At 69.8% G+C, this 18,764-nt stretch carries 18 protein-coding genes; 9 read left to right on the top strand and 9 right to left on the bottom strand.

From position 1 onward, the window contains the following. Nucleotides 1-17 precede the first annotated feature (17 nt). From ACYVF6_RS08175 to ACYVF6_RS08165, 3 genes are all read right to left on the bottom strand, one after another. Nucleotides 18-788 carry an SDR family NAD(P)-dependent oxidoreductase gene (locus ACYVF6_RS08175; protein WP_460517997.1) on the bottom strand — a complete coding sequence of 257 codons (771 nt, stop codon included), beginning with the start codon at nucleotides 786-788 and terminating at the stop codon, nucleotides 18-20. Next, entirely contained in the window at nucleotides 785-1,774 is a 990-nt protein-coding gene (locus ACYVF6_RS08170) for a mannonate dehydratase (protein WP_460517994.1), read from the bottom strand. The genes ACYVF6_RS08175 and ACYVF6_RS08170 overlap by 4 nt, the downstream gene beginning before the upstream one ends. Before the next feature lie 64 nt (nucleotides 1,775-1,838). Then, entirely contained in the window at nucleotides 1,839-2,390 is a 552-nt protein-coding gene (locus ACYVF6_RS08165; RefSeq protein WP_460517991.1) for a CGNR zinc finger domain-containing protein, read from the bottom strand. 85 nt (nucleotides 2,391-2,475) lie between these two features. Between ACYVF6_RS08165 and ACYVF6_RS08160 the strand changes: the two genes are divergently transcribed. Continuing rightward, nucleotides 2,476-3,483, top strand: coding sequence for an EamA family transporter (locus tag ACYVF6_RS08160; RefSeq protein ID WP_460517988.1), 1,008 nt, complete (start codon nucleotides 2,476-2,478; stop codon nucleotides 3,481-3,483). A gap of 33 nt (nucleotides 3,484-3,516) precedes the next feature. Further along, entirely contained in the window at nucleotides 3,517-4,263 is a 747-nt protein-coding gene (locus ACYVF6_RS08155; protein ID WP_460517985.1) for a VOC family protein, read from the top strand. Nucleotides 4,264-4,269: 6 nt separating this feature from the next. Here ACYVF6_RS08155 and ACYVF6_RS08150 read toward each other — a convergent pair whose 3' ends face one another. Both ACYVF6_RS08150 and ACYVF6_RS08145 read right to left on the bottom strand, forming a co-directional pair. Further along, complete coding sequence (locus ACYVF6_RS08150; protein ID WP_460517982.1) at nucleotides 4,270-5,358, bottom strand: mandelate racemase/muconate lactonizing enzyme family protein; 1,089 nt, start codon at nucleotides 5,356-5,358, stop codon at nucleotides 4,270-4,272. Beyond that, nucleotides 5,355-6,050 (bottom strand): GntR family transcriptional regulator, encoded by a 696-nt coding sequence (locus ACYVF6_RS08145; RefSeq protein WP_460517979.1) that lies wholly within the window; start codon nucleotides 6,048-6,050, stop codon nucleotides 5,355-5,357. Before ACYVF6_RS08145 ends, ACYVF6_RS08150 begins: the two co-directional genes overlap by 4 nt. Before the next feature lie 105 nt (nucleotides 6,051-6,155). Here ACYVF6_RS08145 and ACYVF6_RS08140 point away from each other — a divergent pair, with 105 nt between their 5' ends. The 5 genes from ACYVF6_RS08140 (at nucleotide 6,156) to ACYVF6_RS08120 (ending at nucleotide 12,829) form a co-directional block, all read left to right on the top strand. Then, nucleotides 6,156-7,931 carry a type 2 periplasmic-binding domain-containing protein gene (locus ACYVF6_RS08140; RefSeq protein ID WP_460517976.1) on the top strand — a complete coding sequence of 592 codons (1,776 nt, stop codon included), beginning with the start codon at nucleotides 6,156-6,158 and terminating at the stop codon, nucleotides 7,929-7,931. 33 nt (nucleotides 7,932-7,964) lie between these two features. Further along, a complete protein-coding gene (locus ACYVF6_RS08135; protein ID WP_460517973.1) occupies nucleotides 7,965-10,022 on the top strand; it encodes a fibronectin type III domain-containing protein in 2,058 nt (685 codons plus the stop codon). Nucleotides 10,023-10,269: 247 nt separating this feature from the next. Continuing rightward, nucleotides 10,270-11,628: an amidase gene (locus ACYVF6_RS08130; protein ID WP_460517970.1), complete on the top strand. Its 1,359-nt coding sequence runs from the start codon at nucleotides 10,270-10,272 to the stop codon at nucleotides 11,626-11,628. A 35-nt stretch (nucleotides 11,629-11,663) separates the two neighbouring features. After that, a complete protein-coding gene (locus ACYVF6_RS08125) occupies nucleotides 11,664-12,539 on the top strand; it encodes a MerR family transcriptional regulator (protein ID WP_460517968.1) in 876 nt (291 codons plus the stop codon). Between the two features lie 59 nt (nucleotides 12,540-12,598). Further along, complete coding sequence (locus ACYVF6_RS08120; protein ID WP_460517965.1) at nucleotides 12,599-12,829, top strand: DUF899 family protein; 231 nt, start codon at nucleotides 12,599-12,601, stop codon at nucleotides 12,827-12,829. Between the two features lie 77 nt (nucleotides 12,830-12,906). Here the strand turns inward: ACYVF6_RS08120 and ACYVF6_RS08115 are convergent, their stop codons facing one another. Beyond that, on the bottom strand, nucleotides 12,907-13,752 hold the full coding sequence (locus tag ACYVF6_RS08115; RefSeq protein ID WP_460517962.1) for a phosphoribosylaminoimidazolesuccinocarboxamide synthase: 846 nt from the start codon (nucleotides 13,750-13,752) through the stop codon (nucleotides 12,907-12,909). A 37-nt stretch (nucleotides 13,753-13,789) separates the two neighbouring features. After that, on the bottom strand, nucleotides 13,790-13,963 hold the full coding sequence (locus ACYVF6_RS08110) for a hypothetical protein (RefSeq protein ID WP_460517959.1): 174 nt from the start codon (nucleotides 13,961-13,963) through the stop codon (nucleotides 13,790-13,792). Nucleotides 13,964-14,139: 176 nt separating this feature from the next. Here ACYVF6_RS08110 and ACYVF6_RS08105 point away from each other — a divergent pair, with 176 nt between their 5' ends. Continuing rightward, nucleotides 14,140-14,940: a helix-turn-helix domain-containing protein gene (locus ACYVF6_RS08105; RefSeq protein ID WP_460517956.1), complete on the top strand. Its 801-nt coding sequence runs from the start codon at nucleotides 14,140-14,142 to the stop codon at nucleotides 14,938-14,940. Between the two features lie 85 nt (nucleotides 14,941-15,025). Beyond that, nucleotides 15,026-16,048 carry a DNA glycosylase AlkZ-like family protein gene (locus ACYVF6_RS08100; protein WP_460517953.1) on the top strand — a complete coding sequence of 341 codons (1,023 nt, stop codon included), beginning with the start codon at nucleotides 15,026-15,028 and terminating at the stop codon, nucleotides 16,046-16,048. Here ACYVF6_RS08100 and ACYVF6_RS08095 read toward each other — a convergent pair. Together ACYVF6_RS08095 and ACYVF6_RS08090 are read right to left on the bottom strand one after the other, a co-directional pair. Further along, nucleotides 16,020-17,387, bottom strand: a complete 1,368-nt coding sequence (locus ACYVF6_RS08095) for a hypothetical protein (protein WP_460517950.1) — start codon at nucleotides 17,385-17,387, stop codon at nucleotides 16,020-16,022. The two genes, ACYVF6_RS08100 and ACYVF6_RS08095, sit on opposite strands and share 29 nt — an antisense overlap. A gap of 16 nt (nucleotides 17,388-17,403) precedes the next feature. Next, nucleotides 17,404-18,729, bottom strand: a complete 1,326-nt coding sequence (locus tag ACYVF6_RS08090; protein WP_460517947.1) for an MFS transporter — start codon at nucleotides 18,727-18,729, stop codon at nucleotides 17,404-17,406. Nucleotides 18,730-18,764 lie beyond the last annotated feature (35 nt).

Genomic DNA, 18,764 nt, shown 5'->3' with positions numbered 1-18,764 from the left:
GGTGGCGAGCCGGCAGGTCAGCCGTCGCGGAGGAGAGGGTTGGTCTGGGCGGTCAGCATGCCGCCGTCGACCGGGTAGCAGGCGCCGGTGACGTAGGACGCGGACTTGCTTGCCAGAAAGGCGACCACCGCTGCCACTTCGTCCGGTGCGGCGATCCTTGGCCGCGGGCCTGGCGAGGGTTCCCGAGATGGCGCGGGTGACCGGCCGGGGTCGTGGGCGTTGCGAAGTAGCGGCGTGTCGACCGGGCCCGGCGCGACGCTGTTGGCCCGGATGCCGTCGGCCGCGTGGTCGACGGCCAGTGATCTGGTCAGCGCGTCGACCGCGGCCTTGCTCACGGAGTAGCCGACGACTCGGGTCGCGGGCGTGTGGCCTTGTACGGAGGAGATGTTGACGATCGCGCCGCCGCCGCGGGCGCGGAGATGCGGTACGGCGTACTTCGCCGCGAGGAACATGCCGGTGAGGTTGACGTCGAGCACTGCCTGCCAGTCCTCGAGCGAGGTGTCCTCGACCGTGCCGTAGGTCTGGATGCCCGCGGAGCACACGAGCACGTCCAGTCCGCCATAGCGCTCGACGGCCGTCTCGACCACCTTGCGCATCGCTGCCTCGGAACGGACGTCGGCCACCATGCCGGTCACGCGGTCGTCCCGTTCGGAGCCGGGCGGGAGCGTACGTTCGTCGTGCGTGCAGTAGACGACCGAGGCTCCGCCCTCCGCCAGCCGGCGGACGACGGCCCGTCCGATGCCCGTCGATCCCCCGGTCACGACGGCGACCTGGCCGGCGAAGCTCACGCCGCGCTCTCCTGGTCGATCGCGTCGATCAGGCCGCGGATGTAGCCGATCGCGAACAGGCGGCCGAGCGTCTCGTAGCCAGGCCGGCCGTTCTCCTCGCCGGCCATCGTCGGTACGTGGTCGACGCGCATGTAGCCGTCGTAGCCGAGCTCCGCGTACGTGCGCATCGCCGCCGCCATGTCGGTCTGCCCGTCGTCCTGGAACGTCTCGACGAAGCGTTCCGGCCCGCCCTGCACGTCGCGGAAGTGGACGAAGAACACCCGGCCGGTGCCCACGAGCAGCCGGATCGCCGACGGGATGTCGACGCCCATCGACGAAACGGTGCCTTGACACAACGTCACACCGTTGTTCGGGCTCGGCACCATGTCGATGACGCGCTTCATCGCCTCCGGGCTGGTGAGGATGCGCGCGATGCCGCGGATCGGCGAGATCGGCGGGTCATCGGGATGGACGGCGAGCCGTACGCCGGCCCGCTCGGCCACGGGCACGACGCGCTCGAGGAAGTACCGCATGTTGTCCCACAGCTGTTCCTCGGTGATCTCGCCCCACTGCGTCATCGGCGCCGTCGCGAGCGCCGCGTGGTCGTAGCCGGTGACGCTCGCACCGCCACGCCACGGCAGCGCCATCGACGTACGCTGCCAGCTGAGGCCCGCCATCCAGTTGTGGCACATGACCGAGATGCCGAGCCGGCCCATGTTCTCGATCAGCCGGCAGAAGTGGTTGATGTGGACGTCACGGTCGGGCGCACCGAGCTTGATCGGCTCCTGGATCGACGCCGGCGCCGACTCGATCACCGACAGCTCGAAGCCACCGTCGGCGAAGCTCTGCTTCAGCCGGAAGAGGTGGTCGAAGTCCCAGGCCGGCGGAAGTCCCGGCCCTTCGGGGACGCCCGAGACGGCGTACTTCACGCCGAGTTGACGGCAGAGATCCCACATCCGGTTGGGTTTCGCCGGCAGCACGTCGGCCAGCTTGATCTGAATCGACACGCCTTCAGCATCGAAGAGGGTGTCAACCAAACCAAGCGCCCTGGCCGGTTTCGGCTGGCCAGCCCTACTGCTTGCCGCTCGCGGCCGCCTTCCGCGCGCGATAGGCCGCCACGGCCGCCTTGTTGCCGCAGCCCGCTTCGCAGAACCGCTTCGAGCGGTTCTTCGACAGGTCGACCAGGACGTTCTCGCAGCCGGGATACTCGCAGGTGCGCAGCCGGCTGAGCTCCTGGCCGCGTACGAGGTCGACGAACGCCATCGCCGCCTCGACCGCCATCCGGGTGGCCAGCGGCGCGTCCGGCGGCGTGGCGTGCAGGTGGTAGTCCCACTCGTCGTGCTTCACCAGCTGCGGCAGCGCGTTCGCCTCGCGGAGCAGCTCGTTGACGATCCGGACGACCTGCTCGCTGTTGACGTGCCACAGCTCGCGCAGCCGCGGGCGCAGCTCGTGAACGGCGCGCAGCTCGGCATCCGTGCGCTCACGGCTGCCGGTCCAGCCCCATGTACGGACGAACTCGTCGAGCGCCTCGACGTCGGGCAGGTGTTCCTCGTCGCCGTCGGCGGTGTTGACCAGCGCCGCGGCAGCCGCCAGCGCGACTTCGGTGTCATGGGCAAAAAGCATCTTGACTGGTGTCATCCTCGACTTGTACTGTCATGAGCGTAGCACCGTTTGACTTATTACACGCCATCGTCCGAGGGGCATCGCGATGCGTCAGAAGCATGCTGCCAGGGCCGGGCTCGGCCTGGCAGTCCTGTCGGCGTTCACGTTCAGCACGTCCGGCTCGTTCGCGCGCTCGCTCACCGCCGCCGGCTGGACACCTGGGGCGGCCGTCGCCATCCGGATCGGCATCGCCGCCCTCGTGCTGGCGGTGCCGGCGGCCGTTTCGCTGCGCGGACGATGGGGTGTGCTGCGGCGCAACCTCGGCATGGTCGCGGTCTACGGCCTGGTCGCCGTGGCCGGCTGCCAGCTGTTCTTCTTCAACGCGGTCCAGCACGTGTCGGTCGGCGTCGCGCTGCTGCTGGAGTACCTCGGCATCATCCTCGTCGTCGGCTGGCTCTGGCTGCGGCACGGACACCGGCCGCGCCGGCTGACGATCGTGGGCTCGGTGCTCGCGATCCTCGGCCTCGTCCTCGTGCTCGACCTGCTCGGCGGCGCTCGGGTCGACCCGGTCGGCGTGCTGTGGGGCCTCGGCGCAGCGGTCGGACTGGCGACCTACTTCGTGCTCTCGTCCAGGAGCGACGACACGCTGCCGCCTGTGGTGGTCGCGAGCGGCGGGATGGCGATCGGCGCGGTCGCGTTGCTGATGCTGGGCGCGTTCGGCGTGATGCCCATGCACGCGACGTTCGGAGCGGTCGAGATCGCCGGGCAGCGTACGTCGTGGCTGGTACCCGTCGTCGGGCTGTCTCTGGTGGCGGCGGCGGTCGCGTACGTCACCGGCATCGGCGCCGCCCGGCTGCTCGGCGCCAAGGTGGCCTCGTTCGTCGGGCTCACCGAGGTGCTGTTCGCGGTGCTGGTGGCGTGGGTCCTGCTGGGCGAGCTGCCGTTGCCGATCCAGCTGGCGGGCGGTGCGCTGATCGTGGCGGGCGTCGCGCTCGTACGCATCGACGAGCTGCGCCACCCGGATGAGACGCCGGACGCCGAGCTCGTACCCGCGACCGCGGACCTGGCCCAGCTGCCGCTCGAGGACGGCCGGGAGCCCGACCGCGTTGCTTGACGCGGTGCGCGACGCGAGTGAACGATGGCGGCCATGGCGCACCGGCTGCGAGACAGCGACGCGATGACGATCACGATCGGCGCTCCTGCCGAGATCGACGGCAAGGAGGGGCGCCGCGTGCTCGCGACGTTCTACGGCGAGCTGCTCGGGTTCGAGGAGTTCGAGCCGTGGGGCTGGCTGAAGCTCGCGAAACGGCCGCCGGACAGCAAGCTGCAGTTCGCGCTCGATGGCGACGGCTGGTCCGACGAGCGACCGCCACGCTGGCCGGATCCCGAGTACCCACAGCAGATGCATCTCGACGTCTTCGTCCCCGATGTCGAGGCCGCGGGCGAGCACGTGCTCGCGACCGGCGCGACGCCGCTGCGGGACCAGGGCGAGTTCCGCACCTACGCCGACCCGGCCGGCCATCCGTTCTGCCTCCATCCGTCGGCGTCCGTCGACGCGCCGAAGCTGGGACGGCTGGTCTTCGACTGCTTCAGCCCGCGGGCGCTGGCGGACTTCTACCAGGGCTTCCTCGGCGTAAAGGAACGGCGGACCGACGAACCGGAGTGGGTCGAGATCGACCTGGCCGACGACGAGCTGCCGAACCTCGCGTTCCAGCACGCGCGGTTCCCGGCCGCCCGCTGGCCCGATCCGGCGTACCCGGCGCAGCTGCACGTCGACTACCGGTTCCCCGAAGGTGCCCCAGAGGTGATCCCCCGCGTTCTGCAGCTCGGCGGGATCTACACCGGCCACGGCAACACCTACGCCGACCCGGCGGCCCATCCGTTCTGCCTGTAGTCGCCCTCAGGCCACCCGGCGGTCGTGGATCGCGTCGAGATCCCACGGAATGCCGAGGCCGGGCGCTTCCGGTGCCACCGCATGGCCGTCGACGACGCGCATCGGGCTGGTCGTGATCGCACCGAGCTGGGGGATGTGCTCGACGTACGTGCCGTTCGGCACCGCGGCCGCGAGGCTGACGTGCAGCTCCATCAGGAAATGCGGTGCCACCGGGACGTTGAACGCCTCGGCCAGGTGGGCGACCTTCAGCCACGGCGTGATCCCGCCGATCCGGGCCGCGTCGACCTGGACGATGCCGGCCGCGCCCGCCTCCAGGTAGGAGCGGAACTGGCCGAGGGAGTAGAGCGACTCGCCCACCGCCACCGGCACCGACGTCGAACGGACGAGCAGCGCGTGCCCCGACACGTCGTCGGCCGGCAGCGGCTCCTCGAACCACGCCACGTCCAAGGCCTCGAACGCCGCCGCCCGCCGAGCGGCATCCGTCCAGGACATCGACTGGTTGGCGTCGACCATGATCTCCAGGTCCGAGCCGACGGCCTCGCGTACGGCGGCGACTCGCGCGACGTCCTCGGCCACCCGCGGCTTGCCGACCTTGAGCTTCACGCCCGCCCAGCCGGCCTCCTTCGCAACGACCGCGGACGACACGAGGTCGTCCACCGGAAGCTGCAGCCAGCCGCCCTCGGTGTCGTACAGCGGGACCTCGTGCCGGTAGCCACCCGCCAGCCGCCAGAGCGGCTCTCCCGCTCGCTTGCAACGCACGTCCCACAGCGCGGTGTCGACCGCGGCCAGTGCCAGCGCCGTGAGCACACCGATGCTGGTCGCCCGCGTCGAGCCGTGGAGGTCGGCCCAGATCGCCTCGATCGTCCGGCTGTCCCTGCCCACCAGCCGCGGCAGCAGATGGTCGCGCAGCATCGACAGGACGGCCCGGCCGCCCTTGCCGATCGTGTAGCTGTAGCCCAGGCCGCGGAAGCCGTCGTCGGTCTCGATCTCGACGAACGGCGTCTCCTGCTTCTCGAACGACTGCACCGCGTCGAAGCGCGGTGTCGGAACCTCGAGGTCGACGAGGAATGCCTCGGCCCGGATCACCTTGCTCATGCCTCACCCACCAGCCGGTCGCGGGCGGCCTCGAGGTGCCGGCGCATGGCGGCGGTCGCGCCCCTGCGGTCGTGCCTGCCGACGGCTTCGACGATCGCCTCGTGTTCGGCCGCGGCATGCAGGCCGAGGTCCTTGCCGTACGAGACCCGGAACAGGTGCAGGTGCGCGTGCGTGCGCGCGAACGCCCTCCGCACGGTTTCGTTGCCGGCGATCTCGAGCAGCAGGTCGTGCAGCCGGGCGTCGTGGGCGCTGAAGTCGCGGTAGGCCTCGTAAGCCTCGCCCTCGGGCGCGTCCGGGCAGGTCGCGAGCTCTTCGGTGAGCCGCTCGACGTCGGCCTCGGTCGCCCGTGTCGCCGCCTCGCCGGCCGCCCACGGCTCGATCAGCAGCCGCAGCTGGTAGAGCTCGGCGATCTCGTCACCGGTCAGCACCGGTGCGACGGAGTAGCCCCGCAACGCCAGCTTGGTGGCCAGACCGTCGGACTCCAGCCGCGCCAGCGCCTCGCGTACGGGCGTCGACGACGTACCGAGCTCCTTGGTCAACGCGTCGATGTTGAGCCGCGCGCCGGGCTTGAGCACGTGGTTCATGATCAGCGCCTTGAGGCTCTCGTAGACCTCGTTGCCGAGCATCTGCCGGCGCGGGGCGTACGGCAGGTGGTCGACGAGCCGTTCGGCGGGATCGGCGGTGTTGGCCATGGCCCCTGAGCGTACCTGACTCGATAGATCGTGCACGATACTTGACGCATTAAGTCTGATGCATGAAGCTTTGGGCACGACGCACGGGGACGAAGGAGGTCAGCGATGACTCACACCCAACCGCCCCGGCGTGGCCTGACCCGGCGCGACTTCGTGACCAGGGCCGTCGGCGCCGGGCTGTCGGCCGCGACGATCGGGCCGGTCCTGGCCGCCTGCAGCGACTCGGGTTCCGACGCGGGCGCGAAAGCAGCCGGGGACGACGCGGCCGTCAAGGGCGGGCCGAAGACCACGCCCGACAAGTCCGTCGCCTATCCCCAGGGTTATGTCGGCCCGGTCGCAGCCGACAAAGGGCCGATCGTGGTCAAGGACAGAAACGTGACGCTGCGGGTCGTCGTGCCGCAGGACCCGGCCGTCGGCGACTGGAACCGCAACGCGTTCTCCTCGTGGTACGAGAAACGAACCGGCGTCAAGGTGCGCTACCAGGTCGTCGCCGGCGGCGATGACACCATGACCAAGGTGAACGCGATGATCGCGTCCGGCGACCTGCCCGACGTGTTCATGAGCGTCGGCTTCTCCAACGCCCAACTGCAGCTGTACGGCTCGCAAGGGCTGTTCCTCCCGCTGAACCAGCTGATCGACGACTACGGTGTCGAGATCAAGCGGATCTTCCACGCCTATCCCGAGACCAAGCACCTGATCAGTGCCACCGACGGCAACATCTACACGCTGCCGTACGTCAACGACTGCTATCACTGCAACGCCGGCAACCGGATGTGGATCTACCAACCCTGGCTGGACAAGCTCGGCCTGGACGTGCCGCAGAGCCTGGAGGAGTTCGAAGAGGTACTGAAGGCGTTCAGGACCGGCGATCCCAACGGCAACGGCAAGGCCGACGAGGTGCCGCTCACCACCGACAAGGACACGTCGTACGACTCGTACTTCATGGGCTCGTTCATGTACAACCCCGGCACGCCCTGGCTGGTGCTGGGCGACGGTGGCGACGTCGACGTGACGTTCAACCAGCCGGAGTGGCGGGAGGGCCTGCGCTATCTCAGCCGGCTGTACTCACAGGGCCTGATCGCGAAGGAGAGCTTCACCCAGTCGGCCGAGCAGCTGCAGCGGCAGGGCAACAAGAAGGGCGACGTCGTGCTCGGCGCGGTCCGCGCGTTCTACTGGGGCGCGTTCCTCACGATCAACGACGACGACCCGGGCGATCGGTTCCACGACTACGTCGCCGTGCCGACGCTGAAGGGCCCGGACGGCACGCGCACGGCGCCCTGGAACTACTACGGCTCGGTCACCACCGGCCAGTTCGTCGTCACGCGGGCGTGCGAGAACCCCGCTGTCGCACTGCTCTGGGGCGACGGGCAGTACGAACTGCAGGCCCACATGCGCGACGTCTACGGCGAGCCGGGGAAGAACTGGCGCTGGGCCAAGCCCGGCGAGACCGGCATCAACGGCAAGCCGGCCGTCTGGTCGACCGTCGGCACCTGGCCGCCGCCGAACGGCAAATGGTGGGGACAGCACAGCATGGCGTACGCGTCCAACGACTTCCGGCTCGGTGAGGCCGTCGATCCCAAGCTGCCGACGTTCGAGAAACTCCTGTACGACAACACGAAGCGCGCGTACCACCCGTACCGGCAGGACAAGAAGCTCCAACTGCCGCCGCTCTACATGAACGAGGACCAGGCCGCGCGCTCCGGCGAGCTGTCGACGACGATCAACAACTACGTGACGCAGAGCCTGGCGAAGTTCACGACGGGACAGCTCGACATCGGCGACGACCAGACCTGGAAGACGTACACCGAAACGCTTGACCAGATGGGCCTCGCCGACTACGTCAGAGCTAACCAGGAAGCATACGAGGCCAAGTACAAGTAGGGCAGCGGCCTTCGCAGGGAGGGAAAGGGCACCATGGGATTGACGGCAGGCATCGCGGCCACGGCGTTGCTCGCCGCCGCACTCGCCCCGCTCGGCACGGTGCACACCACTGGGCAGGCCACCGGGGAGCGGGAGGAGGCAACAGCGGTGGCGGCTCCGGCATCCGCGCGCCTCGGCGACAAGCCCTACCTGGGCTGGAGCAGCTGGAGCCTGCAGGCGACCACCTACCCCGGCACCAACCCCGACGGGCCGGGCAGCTGGCTGAACGACGCGAACGTCCGCAGGCAGGCCGACGCGATGGCCGCGAAGCTCAAGGCGTACGGCTACGAGTACATCAACGTCGACGCGGGCTGGCAGGACGGCGCCGACGAGTACGGCCGGCCGAAGGTCAACACCAAACGCTTCCCGAACGGCATGAAGTCGATCGGCGACTACATCCACAGCAAGGGCCTGAAGTTCGGCATCTACACCGTCGTGGGCATCGGCTCGGACGCCTACAACGGAGGCAGCACACCGATCTACGGCACGACCGCCTGCTTCACCAGGGACATCGTCTATCCCGACCTGCGTACGACCAACGGCTGGGACAGCGCCTACAAGATCGACTACACCAACCCGTGTGCGCAGGAGTACGCCAACTCGATCGCGGACCTGTTCGTGAGCTGGGGCGTCGACTTCGTGAAGATGGACGGCGTGGGGCCGGGCTCGTTCAAGGGCGGCGACACCTACGACAACCGTGCGGATGTCGCGGCCTGGTCGCGTGCGCTGCGCGACACCGGACGGCCGATCCTCTACACGATCTCGTGGGCGCTGAGCCATCGCTACGCCGGCGACTGGAAGCGCTACACCAACGGCTGGCGAATCGACACCGACGTGGAGTGCTACTGCGACACGCTGGTGCGCTGGGACGCGTCCGTCAAGCAGCGCTGGTGGGACGTCGTGCAGTGGATCGACGATGCCGGGCCGGGCCACTGGAACAACCTCGACGCGGTCAACGTCGGCGTGGGTGCGATGGACGGGCTCACCGACGACGAACGCCGAAGCTACCTGACGTTCTGGGCGATCCAGGCGGCTCCGCTGTTCGCCGGCGACGACCTGACCAAACTCGACCCGTTCGGGCTTTCGCTGTTGACCAACCGCGAGGTGATCGCGATCGACCAGGCCGGGCGGCCCGCCCGCCCGTCGAGCCAGTCCTCGCTGCGGCAGGTGTGGTCGAGCCGACAGGCCGACGGGAGCTACGTCGTCGCGTTGTTCAACCTCGGCGACCAGCCGGCGCGCGTCACGGCGAAGTGGGACGAGCTCGGCATCACAGGTCCGGCGCGGATTCGCGATGTGTGGCAGGGGCGTACGGTCGGCACATCGAGCGAGGAGTTCGGCGCCGAGGTTCCGGTGCACGGCACGCGGCTGCTGCGAGTCACGCCGCTGAACGACGAGCTCAACTCGCCGTCCCGGCCGGCGCACGTGCACGCCACCGGAGTGACCGACACGAGCGTCTCGCTGGCGTGGGACGCGTCTCGCGGCGCGCGCGTGGAGTACGCCGTGTACGCCAACGGCAAGCAGGTCGCGCGTACGTCCGGCACCCGCGCGACGCTCTCCGGTCTCCGGCCGGCGACCGGATATTCGTTCACCGTAAGAGCGATCTCCGGCGGTAACCAGTCAGCGGCGAGCGCGACCGTGCGGCTGACGACGCCGGCCGCCGGTGGGCCTTCGGCGTACGAGGGTGAGAACGGCGTGCTCGGCGGGCAGGCCACGCTGTCCGACTGCTCGGCCTGCTCGGGTGGACGGAAGGTCGGCTATCTCGGCGGCAGCGGAACGCTCACGATGAACGGGCTGCGGGCACCGGCCGACGGTACGTACCTGTTGCGAATCGCCTACACAGACGGAGACTCCAGCCGGCAGGGCACGGTCACCATGAATGGCACGGCTGACGGCGGCACGGCGTACTGGGTCAACTTCCACGGCACCGGCGACAACGACTGGAGCAGCGTGCAGGAGGTCGTCGTGCCGGTGGAGCTGAAGGCAGGCGACAACACGATCGAGTTCGCCAATCCGGGTGGGTACATGCCCGACATCGATCGCGTCCTTTTGTGACACATGATCAACCTCGGCGGGCTAGACCCAAGGCCGCACGGGTGGCTCACCGGTGGTGCGTCCGGGAGCTGAACCGCCGTCCCAGACCACTCGTGCACGCCGTTGCCGCGACGGAAGCATGAACGCGGCCCCGCGAGGATGCGGCGTACCGGCTGCTCCGGCAAAGCGACCTGTGGCATTGCGGCTCGGGCGTCTGAACCTGGTGGGATGTTGACCCTGACACTGTGTCAGGCCGTAGACCGGTGCCATGACTGACACGACCGATGCACTGTTCCTTCCCGCTTCCGAGGCCGCGGCCTTGCTGAGCTCGCGGCAGCTGTCGGCGCACGAGCTGACCGAGCTGGTGCTCGCGCGCGTCGACGCGCTCAACCCGACGCTGAACGCGGTGGTGCAGACCGACCGCGAGGCCGCGCTTCGCGCCGCTGCGGCTGCGGATGCCGTGGGCCCGGGCAGGCAGGCCGGGCCGCTGCACGGCGTACCGATGACGGTCAAGGAGAGCTTCCAGGTGACCGGGATGCACTCCACCTGGGGCAACCCGGCATACGCCGACTTCATCGCCGACCGTGACGCCGTTGTGGTGTCCCGGCTGCGTGCAGCTGGGGCGACCCTGTTCGGCACGACCAACGTGGCCGCGATGCTCGCAGACGTCAGGCAGTGCGACAACCCGCTGTACGGCCGGACCGTCAACCCCTGGGACACCACGCGCACACCCGGCGGCTCGACTGGTGGTGGCGCGGTGGCGGTGGCCGCCGGGCTGAGCTTCCTGGAGTACGGCTCCGACCTCACGGGCTCGATCCGGATCCCAGCCAGTTTCTGCGGCGTGTACGGGCTCAAGCCCACCGCCGGCACGGTTCCCCTGGCGGGGTTCCACCCACCGGGTCAACCAGCCGACCCCAGCGACCTGGCCTACCTGTCGGTGGTCGGTCCGCTCGCCCGGTCGGCCGCCGATCTACGTACCGCGTTGCGCGCCACCGCCGGTCCTGACGGTGCAGAATCCAACGCCTACACCTGGCGGCTGGCCCCCGCACGGCACGCGAAACTGGCCGACTTCCGGGTCGGAGTGGTGCTCGACCACCCGGCAGGTGCCGTCACCTCAGAGGTCGGGGCCGCGTTGTCGGACGCGGTGGACGCCATCAGTGCGGCGGGTGCGACGATCGTAGAGGGCTGGCCGAAGGACGTGGACGCGGTGGGCCAAGGGGAGTCGTTCGGGTTCCAGGTCTCCCAGTTCTTCGCCTTCTACGGCGGCGACACCGACTTCGCGACATTGTCACAGGTCGTCGGGGAGCACCATCGGCGGATGGCCGCCCGCGGCGCGTGGGACCGCTACTTCACCGACGTCGACGTGTTCGTCTGCCCCACCGCGTTCTCCGCGGCCTTCCCCCACGACGACCTCCCTGCGCACCACGAGCTGGGGTTCTGGATCGCGCACGCCTCGCTGGCCGGCCTGCCGGCGCTCAGTGCCCCGGTCGGCCGTACGCCCGGCGGGCTGCCGGTCGGCGCGCAGATCGTCGGCGCCCGGCACGAGGACGACACCGCGATCACCTTCGCCGAGCTGGCCGCCGAGGTCGTCGGGGGGTTCGCCCCACCACCTCTGGCCGCGGCATGACCGATGACCCGGCCGACGACGTGACAGGATGAGTCATGTTCGCGATCGGAGAGTTCGCGCGGCACGGCCGGGTATCAGTGCGCACGCTGCGCCATTACGACGCCATCGGTCTGCTCCGACCCGCCCACGTCGACCCGTCAACCGGTTACCGGGGGTACCAAGCGGCGCAGCTGTCCGAGCTCAACCGCATCGTCGCGCTCAAGGATCTCGGCTTCACGCTGGAACAGGTGCGAGCGATGCTGGGTGAGCAGGTCAGCGTCGAACAGGTACGCGGCATGCTCACCCTGCGCCGCGCCGACCTCGAAGCCGCTGTCGCCGAAACGACGCAACGGCTGACCCAGGTCGAGGCCAGGCTCCGCGCTATCGAACTGGACGGCCGGCTGCCGGCGCACGAGGTGGTGATCAGGCATCTGCCGGCCACCCGGCTGGCGGAACTGTCCACCACCGCAGACAGTTTCCACCCCGACGACATCGGCCCAGTGGTTCACCCCCTATGCGCCGAACTCGGCCGCCGCCTGCCCGCTGCCGAGGTAACCCCGGTCGGCCGGCTCACCTGCTACTACGAGAAGGCGGCCAACCCAGCCGGTACGGAGGGCACGGACGGACCGGTAGTCGTGCACGCCGCCGTCCCGGTCGCCACCGAGTACGGCACCGACCTCAACGGCCTTTCGATTGCCGACCTGCCCGCGGCAGACCACGCCACCCTGGTGCACCGCGGTTCCATGGACGCGGTGTTGCCCGCATGGCAGGCCCTGGCCCGCTGGATAGACGCCAACGGTCACCACGCCACCGGACCGGCGCGCGAGCTGTACCTCGAATGCCCCAACGACACCGCCCAATGGGTCACCGAACTACAGGAACCGCTCATTTCGGCCAACTCGGCACGTCAGGCACCAGCGCCTCATCGGTGAGCACCACAGGGGCGGCACCGCAGTTCGCCAGCCGCCCGCAGGACAGGAGAGGTGAACCGATGAACGATAGCACCGCCTCGTACCCGCTGCCCGAGATCGTCGACCGCACGGCATGGCAGGCCGAGCTCGACAAGCTGCTGGTACGCGAGAAGGCGCACACCCGCGAAGGCGACGCGATCGCGGCGGCCCGGCGGAGGCTGCCGATGGTCGAAGTCGACCGCGGATCCAGCTGGTCGGAGAGAACGGCGCGGTGCCGCTCGTCGAGGTGTTCGAGGGCCGGAGGCAGCTGATCGCCTACCAGCACAGATCCTCACCGGCGAGCCACCTGGACAACCAACCGCAGGGCCGTAACTACACGGCCCTGGGGCTAGACCGGAGGCAACCAGAGTCCACCGGTGAGTCGTTCGTAGACCTCGACGTAGCGGGCCTGAGTCGCCACGACCACGTCCGTGGGGACGTCCGGGCCCGGCTCCTTCTTGTCCCAGCCCGTGCCCGTCGCCCAGTCGCGGACGATCTGCTTGTCGAGCGAACGCTGTGGCCGGCCCGGCTCCCACTCGTCCACCGACCAGAAGCGCGAGGAGTCCGGCGTGAAGATCTCATCCGCGAGCAGCAGTTCGCCCGTCGGCGTGAGGCCGAACTCGAACTTCGTGTCCGCCAGCACGACGCCTGCCTCCAAGGCCAGTTCGGCGCCCCGCTCGTACAGCTCCATCGTCTTGTCGCGAAGCCGCTCGGCGAGGTCGGCGCCGATCTCGGACACGACGTCGTCGTAGGTCATCGGCTCGTCGTGACCCTCGCCGACCGGCGCCTTCGTCGTCGGTGTGAAGATCGGTGCCGGTAGCCGGCTGCCCTCGAGCAGCCCGGGCGGCAGCTCCACGTCATTGACCTTGCCGGTCGCGCGGTACGAGCCCAGGCCGGAGCCGGCGAGATAGCCGCGCGCCACGCATTCGACCGGCACGATCTCGAGCCGCCGGCAGCGGATCGCGCGGCCGGCGAACTCCGGCGGAACGTCGGTGGCCGACAGTACGTGGTTCGGCATGATGTCGGCCATCCGGTCGAACCACCACAGCGACAGCTGCGTGAGGATCTTCCCCTTGTCGGGGATCGGCGTCGGCAGCACGACGTCGTAGACCGAAACCCGATCGGAGGCGACCAGGATCAGGTCGTCGCCGTCGGCGTAGATGTCGCGTACTTTGCCCGAATGCATCAGCTCCACGCGGACATTCTCCCTGGCGGGCGCGCGGCCTCCTCGGTCAGGGGCAGACGTTCAGCGACAACGGCGCGCCGGTCAGCGTCAGGTGCTGCACCTCGATGTCGCGGGTGCCGCGGGAGTAGACCGGTGCCTGGTCACCGGAGCCGGAGCCGCGGACAACCACACGCTGCTTCGACGTCCTGCCGGCGGTCAGGCCGTTCACGGCTGCCGGCATCGCCGAGAGCATGCTGCTGCGGTGTACAGGGTCGTGCTGCCGCGCCGGGCGGTCCAGGTGCTGCCGCTCAGCACGGCTTCGGTCTGAAACGAGCCGTCGCCGTCAAGCCGTTCCGACGGCGTTCGATACCTCGCGAGGAATGGCCGGCGCGCGCACCGGCGGGTACAAAGACATCCGTGAGCACGATCGTCCACACCGAGAACGGCTTCGCGGCCGACCTGCGCCGCTGGCGTGTCACCCGCCGGCTGAGCCAGCTCGAGCTCGCCCTGCGAGCCGGCACCACCCAGCGGCACCTCAGCTTCATCGAACGCGGCCGGTCCCGCCCGGGCCGGGCGATCGTCGTACGGCTCGCGGAGTCGCTCGGGCTCTCGCTTCGTGACCGCAACTCACTGCTGCTGTCGGCCGGGTACGCACCGGCGTTCACCGAAGCGGAACTGGACGGTCCCGTGCTCCAACCCGTACGCGAGGCCCTCGACCGCATCCTCGAGGGCCACCTGCCCTACCCCGCGCTCGTCGTGCGGCCGTACGGCGAGCTGGTGGCCGCCAACAGCGCCATCGACGTCCTCACCGAGGGCGCGGCGAGCCGGCTGCTCGAGCCGCCGGTCAACGTGCTGCGACTCGCCCTGCACCCCGACGGCATGGCGCCGCGCGTAAGCAACCTGGCCGACTGGGGCCGGCACATCCTCGAAAGCCTGCGCAGCCGAGGCCGCCAGCGCCCGGACCCGCGACTGGACGACCTGCTCGCCGAGCTACAGGGGTACGTGCCGGACGATCCACCCGGCAACGGCTACCTCGGCTTCGCGGTCCCTCTGCGCCTGGCGACCAACGACGGCGAGCTCCAGTTGATGACGACGCTCACCTCGTTCGCGACCGCGACCGACATCACACTGTCCGAGCTGCGGCTGGAGGCGTTCCTGCCGGTCGACGCCCGGACCGCCGACATCCTGCGCGATCGCGCGGAGAATCGCGAGCAGTAGTGGGGAATTCGCCGGCCTGGAGATCGCCGCAGCACCCGGACCAGATATGACAGCCGGTGTCCACTTTGGCGGTTAGCGTACGAGCATGAGCACAGCGATGCCGGTGAGCCGCGCGCAGGCGGTGGCGTACCGCCTGCGCGTCAACGACCTCGTCGAACGGCTGCCGGCCAAGGCGTACGACCAGGCCGCGCGCTTCTCCCTGCAGGACTCCGCGCCCCGGTCGGCGCTGCTCTCGCTGCACGCCCGGGTCCACGACTGCGAGCCCGGTGCGTGGGAGGACGAGCGGCTGATGCAGACCTACAGCCCGCGAGCCGCGGTCCACGTCATTCCCGCCGCCGACTGGGGTGTCTTCACGATCGGCCGGCTGCCGGGTGATCCGGAGCAGCGGCAGGCGATCGACCAGGAGGCCAGGCGCGCGCTCGGCGTCGTCGGCGAAGGCGTCCACTGCCGTACGGACGTCCCGGCAGGTCTCGGCGGCATCCTGCGCGGCACGGCGGCCAGCGGCCGGATCGCGATCCGCTGGGACACCACGATGATCTGGTTCTGGGAGGTGCCGCGCCCCGGCATCGACTTCGACGTCGCCCGTGCCGAGCTGTGCCGCCGCCATCTCAACGCCTTCGGCCCGACGACGCCCGCGGTGTTCGCTCTGTGGGCAGGCATCGAACGCGTCTCGGACGCACGGCAGACCTGGAAACAGCTGGCCGGCGAACTACTCGAGGTCGACGTCGAGGGCCAGCGCGCCTGGATCCTCGAGTCCGACGAGCCGGCCCTGGCGACGGCCGAGCTCCCCCGCGGCGTCCGGCTGCTGCCCGTCGAGGAGACCCGGCTGTTCGGCGTCGACAAGACCGGCGTGTTCGTCGCTCCGCAACGCCGAATCGACTGGTCGACCTACGACAGCCACCACCCGCATCCCCTCGTGGTCGACGGGGAAGTCGCCGGCCGCTGGGGCCGCCGCGCGGGCCGGACCGTGGTCAAGCTGAACCCCGACCGCTACGCCACGGCGGGCGACGCCCTCCTGGAGAGCATCGAGGCCGAGGCCCTGTCGTTCCCGATCCCGAACGCCGAGACCACCGTCGAGATCATCGAGGCGGCCGCCGGTCGCCGGTGAAGTCGGATGGGTGGAAGGGGACGAACGCGGCCGGGCCGAGGCCCAACGACTCGGCACGGGTCTGCAGATGCTCGGGTCCGGTCGTGCCGGCCCAGCGGCCGGTTCTCACCCGCTGCCGTACGACGTCTACGGCGGTGACCAGTTCGGCGGTGGTGAACGCGCAGTGGCCGGCGTGCCGCGTGTAGGCCTGCCGTAGCAGCGGCGCCGACCGAGCCGCACGTACGTCGTCGGCGTATTCCGACTCGTGCTGGACCGGGACGAGGTTGTCGTCGGTGGTGTGCAGGGTCAGAGTCGGTACGGCGAGCCGGCCGCGCAGCACCGAGGTCTCCGACATCCACCGGACCGCGCCGGGGTCAGGCGCGACGGAGGCGGTACGCGTGAGCAGGTTGAGGTCCGCCCGTAGGTCCGCGCCGGCACCTGCCCGCCGGTACAACGCCGACACCAGCGGGAGGCTCCCCGACCGGGCCAGCAGCGTGCGGTAGTCGACGCTCACGTTCCATGCCGGGTTGCCGCCGGCGGTCTGCTCGATGTCGTACCGCGCCGGCAGGATAAACGGCAGGATCCCACGCAGGTTGAGATATCTGCCCAGCTGCTGTGCCTCGGCATCGGAGTCGCCCGGCGCCGGCGAGCCGGCGGCCCAGTCCGGCTCCTGGAAGAACGCCGTGACGAGCCCGGCTCGCGCGCGGCCGAGCGGCGTGGCCTGGGCCGTGTCGAGCGCGGTGACCAACTGCTGGGCGGACACGGCCGCCTCCGCCGCGCTTGCGTACCGAACCAGCTTCACGTCCTGGCCGGCGAGCAGTAGCCGCGCCGCCGCGTGCGCGCCATCGAGCTGGTAGTTGAGCAGGTCGATCCCGCCTCCCATCAGGCCGCAGGTCGCCAGCGCGCCATCGACCCGGCGTCCGGCGGTCTCGGCAAGCACACCAGTCACCAGCCCACCCATCGACGTGCCGACCGCGATCACCTGCCGGGGTTCGCCGGCCAGCTCCGCGACCGCCTCCAGCGTGCCGAGCTGATCGGAAGCCGCTGTGCCGAGCGCCCAGCCCGACCGCGAGTACGACGACCCGGCAAGCGCGTATCCCCTGTCCAGCAAGGCATCCGCGACCGCGGGGCTCGGTGCGTCCTGCGGCGGATTCGCGGGCAGTGGGTTGTAGCCATGGCTGTACAGCAGCAGTGTGCCGTTCCACGCCGGCGGTATGTCGGCGATCCAGGTTGTTCCGTTCGGCAACGTGCCGGTGTGCCGGACAACTCCGGCCTGCCCGGCCGCCGCCAGGCCAGGCGGCGTGACGAACGCCGTCGCCAGCAGGAACGTCGCGGTGAGTACGGCGCGTCGCGTGCGCATGGTTACTCCCACTCCTTCATGGCTTGACCGGTGTCCGGGGCAGGCTGCCGGTCAGGTCACGCTGGTAGGTCTCGCGCAGGCCGAGTACGCACAGCAGCGAGACGACGGAAAGCCCAATCGTGTAAGCCGTCAGCGGCCACGACGATCCCGCCGCCGCGTACAGCGCGGTCGCGACGAACGGCACCAGGCCGCCGCCGAGGATCGTGCCGAGCTGGACGCTCGCCGACGAGCCGCTGTAGCGCACCGTCGTGTCGAAGAGCTCGGAGAAGACGGCGGGCTGCGGACCGAGATAGGTGCCGTGCAAGGCCATCATCACGACCAGCGAGAGCGTGAGGAGCGGCCACGACCGGGTGTCGGCCAGCGGGAAGAACACCACCGACCACAGGGCGAGCGCGACCAGGCCCCACAGCCACACCCGGCGCCGGCCCAGGCGGTCCGACCAGCGGGCGAACACCACTATCGAGACGGTCTGCGCTACGGACGCGACGATGACGAGCAGCAGGACGGAGGTACGCGGCAACCGAAGGACGCCGGTCGCGTACGAGACGAAGTAGACGATGACGAGGTAGCCGAGGCCGCTCAGCCCGAGGTAGCTGCCGGCGGCCAGCAGCATGGTACGCGAGTCACGACGCAGCACTTCGGCGATCGGCAGCCGCCGGGTCGACTGCGTTCGGCGCGCCTCGACGAAGATCGGGCTTTCGGCCACGCGCAGCCTGACGAACAGGCCGAATGCCACCAGCAGTGCGCTGCCGAGGAACGGCACTCGCCAACCCCAGCTGGCGAAGGCCGCGTCGCTCGTCGTCGCGGACACCACGAGGAACACCGTGTTGGACAGGATGATCCCGGCCGGAAGGCCGAGCGCGACGAGGCTGCCGAACCATCCACGCCGGCCGGGCGGCGCGTGCTCGACCGACAGCAGCACCGCGCCGCTCCACTCACCGCCGAGCGCGAAACCCTGCGCGAACCGCAGGATCACGAGCAGGATCGGTGCCAGCACGCCGACCTGGGCGTACGTCGGCAGCAGCCCGATGCCGGTGGTCGCGACGCCCATCAGCAGCAGCGTCCACACCAGCATCGTCTTGCGGCCGAGGCGATCGCCGAAGTGCCCGATCACCACACCGCCGAGCGGACGTGCGAGGAAACCGACGGAGAACGTCGCGAACGCCGAGAGCGTCTCGGCCAGTGGCGAGGCGGACGGGAAGAACAGTCGGCCGAGGACGAGCGTGGCCGCGGTGCCGTAGATGAAGAAGTCGTACCACTCGACGGCGGTTCCGATCGCGCCGGCGAACGCCACCCGACGCACCTCGCGAGCGGTACTCGCCGTACGTGACTCTGCCGGCATGTTGCCTCCCTCGTACCGAGGGTTCGCAGGATGTG

Source organism: Flindersiella endophytica, from assembly GCF_054779015.1.
The sequence above is the reverse complement of the archived record's forward strand: the minus strand, read 5'-3'. Positions and strand labels throughout refer to the sequence as shown.

Excerpts from the sequence above, each read along its gene's own strand:
- ACYVF6_RS08165 (WP_460517991.1), bottom strand. The coding sequence starts at position 2,390 with ATGCTTTTTGCCCATGACACCGAAGTCGCGCTGGCGGCTGCCGCGGCG.
- ACYVF6_RS08160 (WP_460517988.1), top strand. The coding sequence starts at position 2,476 with ATGCGTCAGAAGCATGCTGCCAGGGCCGGGCTCGGCCTGGCAGTCCTG.
- ACYVF6_RS08155 (WP_460517985.1), top strand. The coding sequence starts at position 3,517 with ATGGCGCACCGGCTGCGAGACAGCGACGCGATGACGATCACGATCGGC.
- ACYVF6_RS08150 (WP_460517982.1), bottom strand. The coding sequence starts at position 5,358 with ATGAGCAAGGTGATCCGGGCCGAGGCATTCCTCGTCGACCTCGAGGTT.
- ACYVF6_RS08145 (WP_460517979.1), bottom strand. The coding sequence starts at position 6,050 with ATGGCCAACACCGCCGATCCCGCCGAACGGCTCGTCGACCACCTGCCG.
- ACYVF6_RS08140 (WP_460517976.1), top strand. The coding sequence starts at position 6,156 with ATGACTCACACCCAACCGCCCCGGCGTGGCCTGACCCGGCGCGACTTC.
- ACYVF6_RS08135 (WP_460517973.1), top strand. The coding sequence starts at position 7,965 with ATGGGATTGACGGCAGGCATCGCGGCCACGGCGTTGCTCGCCGCCGCA.
- ACYVF6_RS08130 (WP_460517970.1), top strand. The coding sequence starts at position 10,270 with ATGACTGACACGACCGATGCACTGTTCCTTCCCGCTTCCGAGGCCGCG.
- ACYVF6_RS08125 (WP_460517968.1), top strand. The coding sequence starts at position 11,664 with ATGTTCGCGATCGGAGAGTTCGCGCGGCACGGCCGGGTATCAGTGCGC.
- ACYVF6_RS08120 (WP_460517965.1), top strand. The coding sequence starts at position 12,599 with ATGAACGATAGCACCGCCTCGTACCCGCTGCCCGAGATCGTCGACCGC.
- ACYVF6_RS08110 (WP_460517959.1), bottom strand. The coding sequence starts at position 13,963 with ATGCCGGCAGCCGTGAACGGCCTGACCGCCGGCAGGACGTCGAAGCAG.
- ACYVF6_RS08100 (WP_460517953.1), top strand. The coding sequence starts at position 15,026 with ATGAGCACAGCGATGCCGGTGAGCCGCGCGCAGGCGGTGGCGTACCGC.
- ACYVF6_RS08095 (WP_460517950.1), bottom strand. The coding sequence starts at position 17,387 with ATGCGCACGCGACGCGCCGTACTCACCGCGACGTTCCTGCTGGCGACG.
- ACYVF6_RS08090 (WP_460517947.1), bottom strand. The coding sequence starts at position 18,729 with ATGCCGGCAGAGTCACGTACGGCGAGTACCGCTCGCGAGGTGCGTCGG.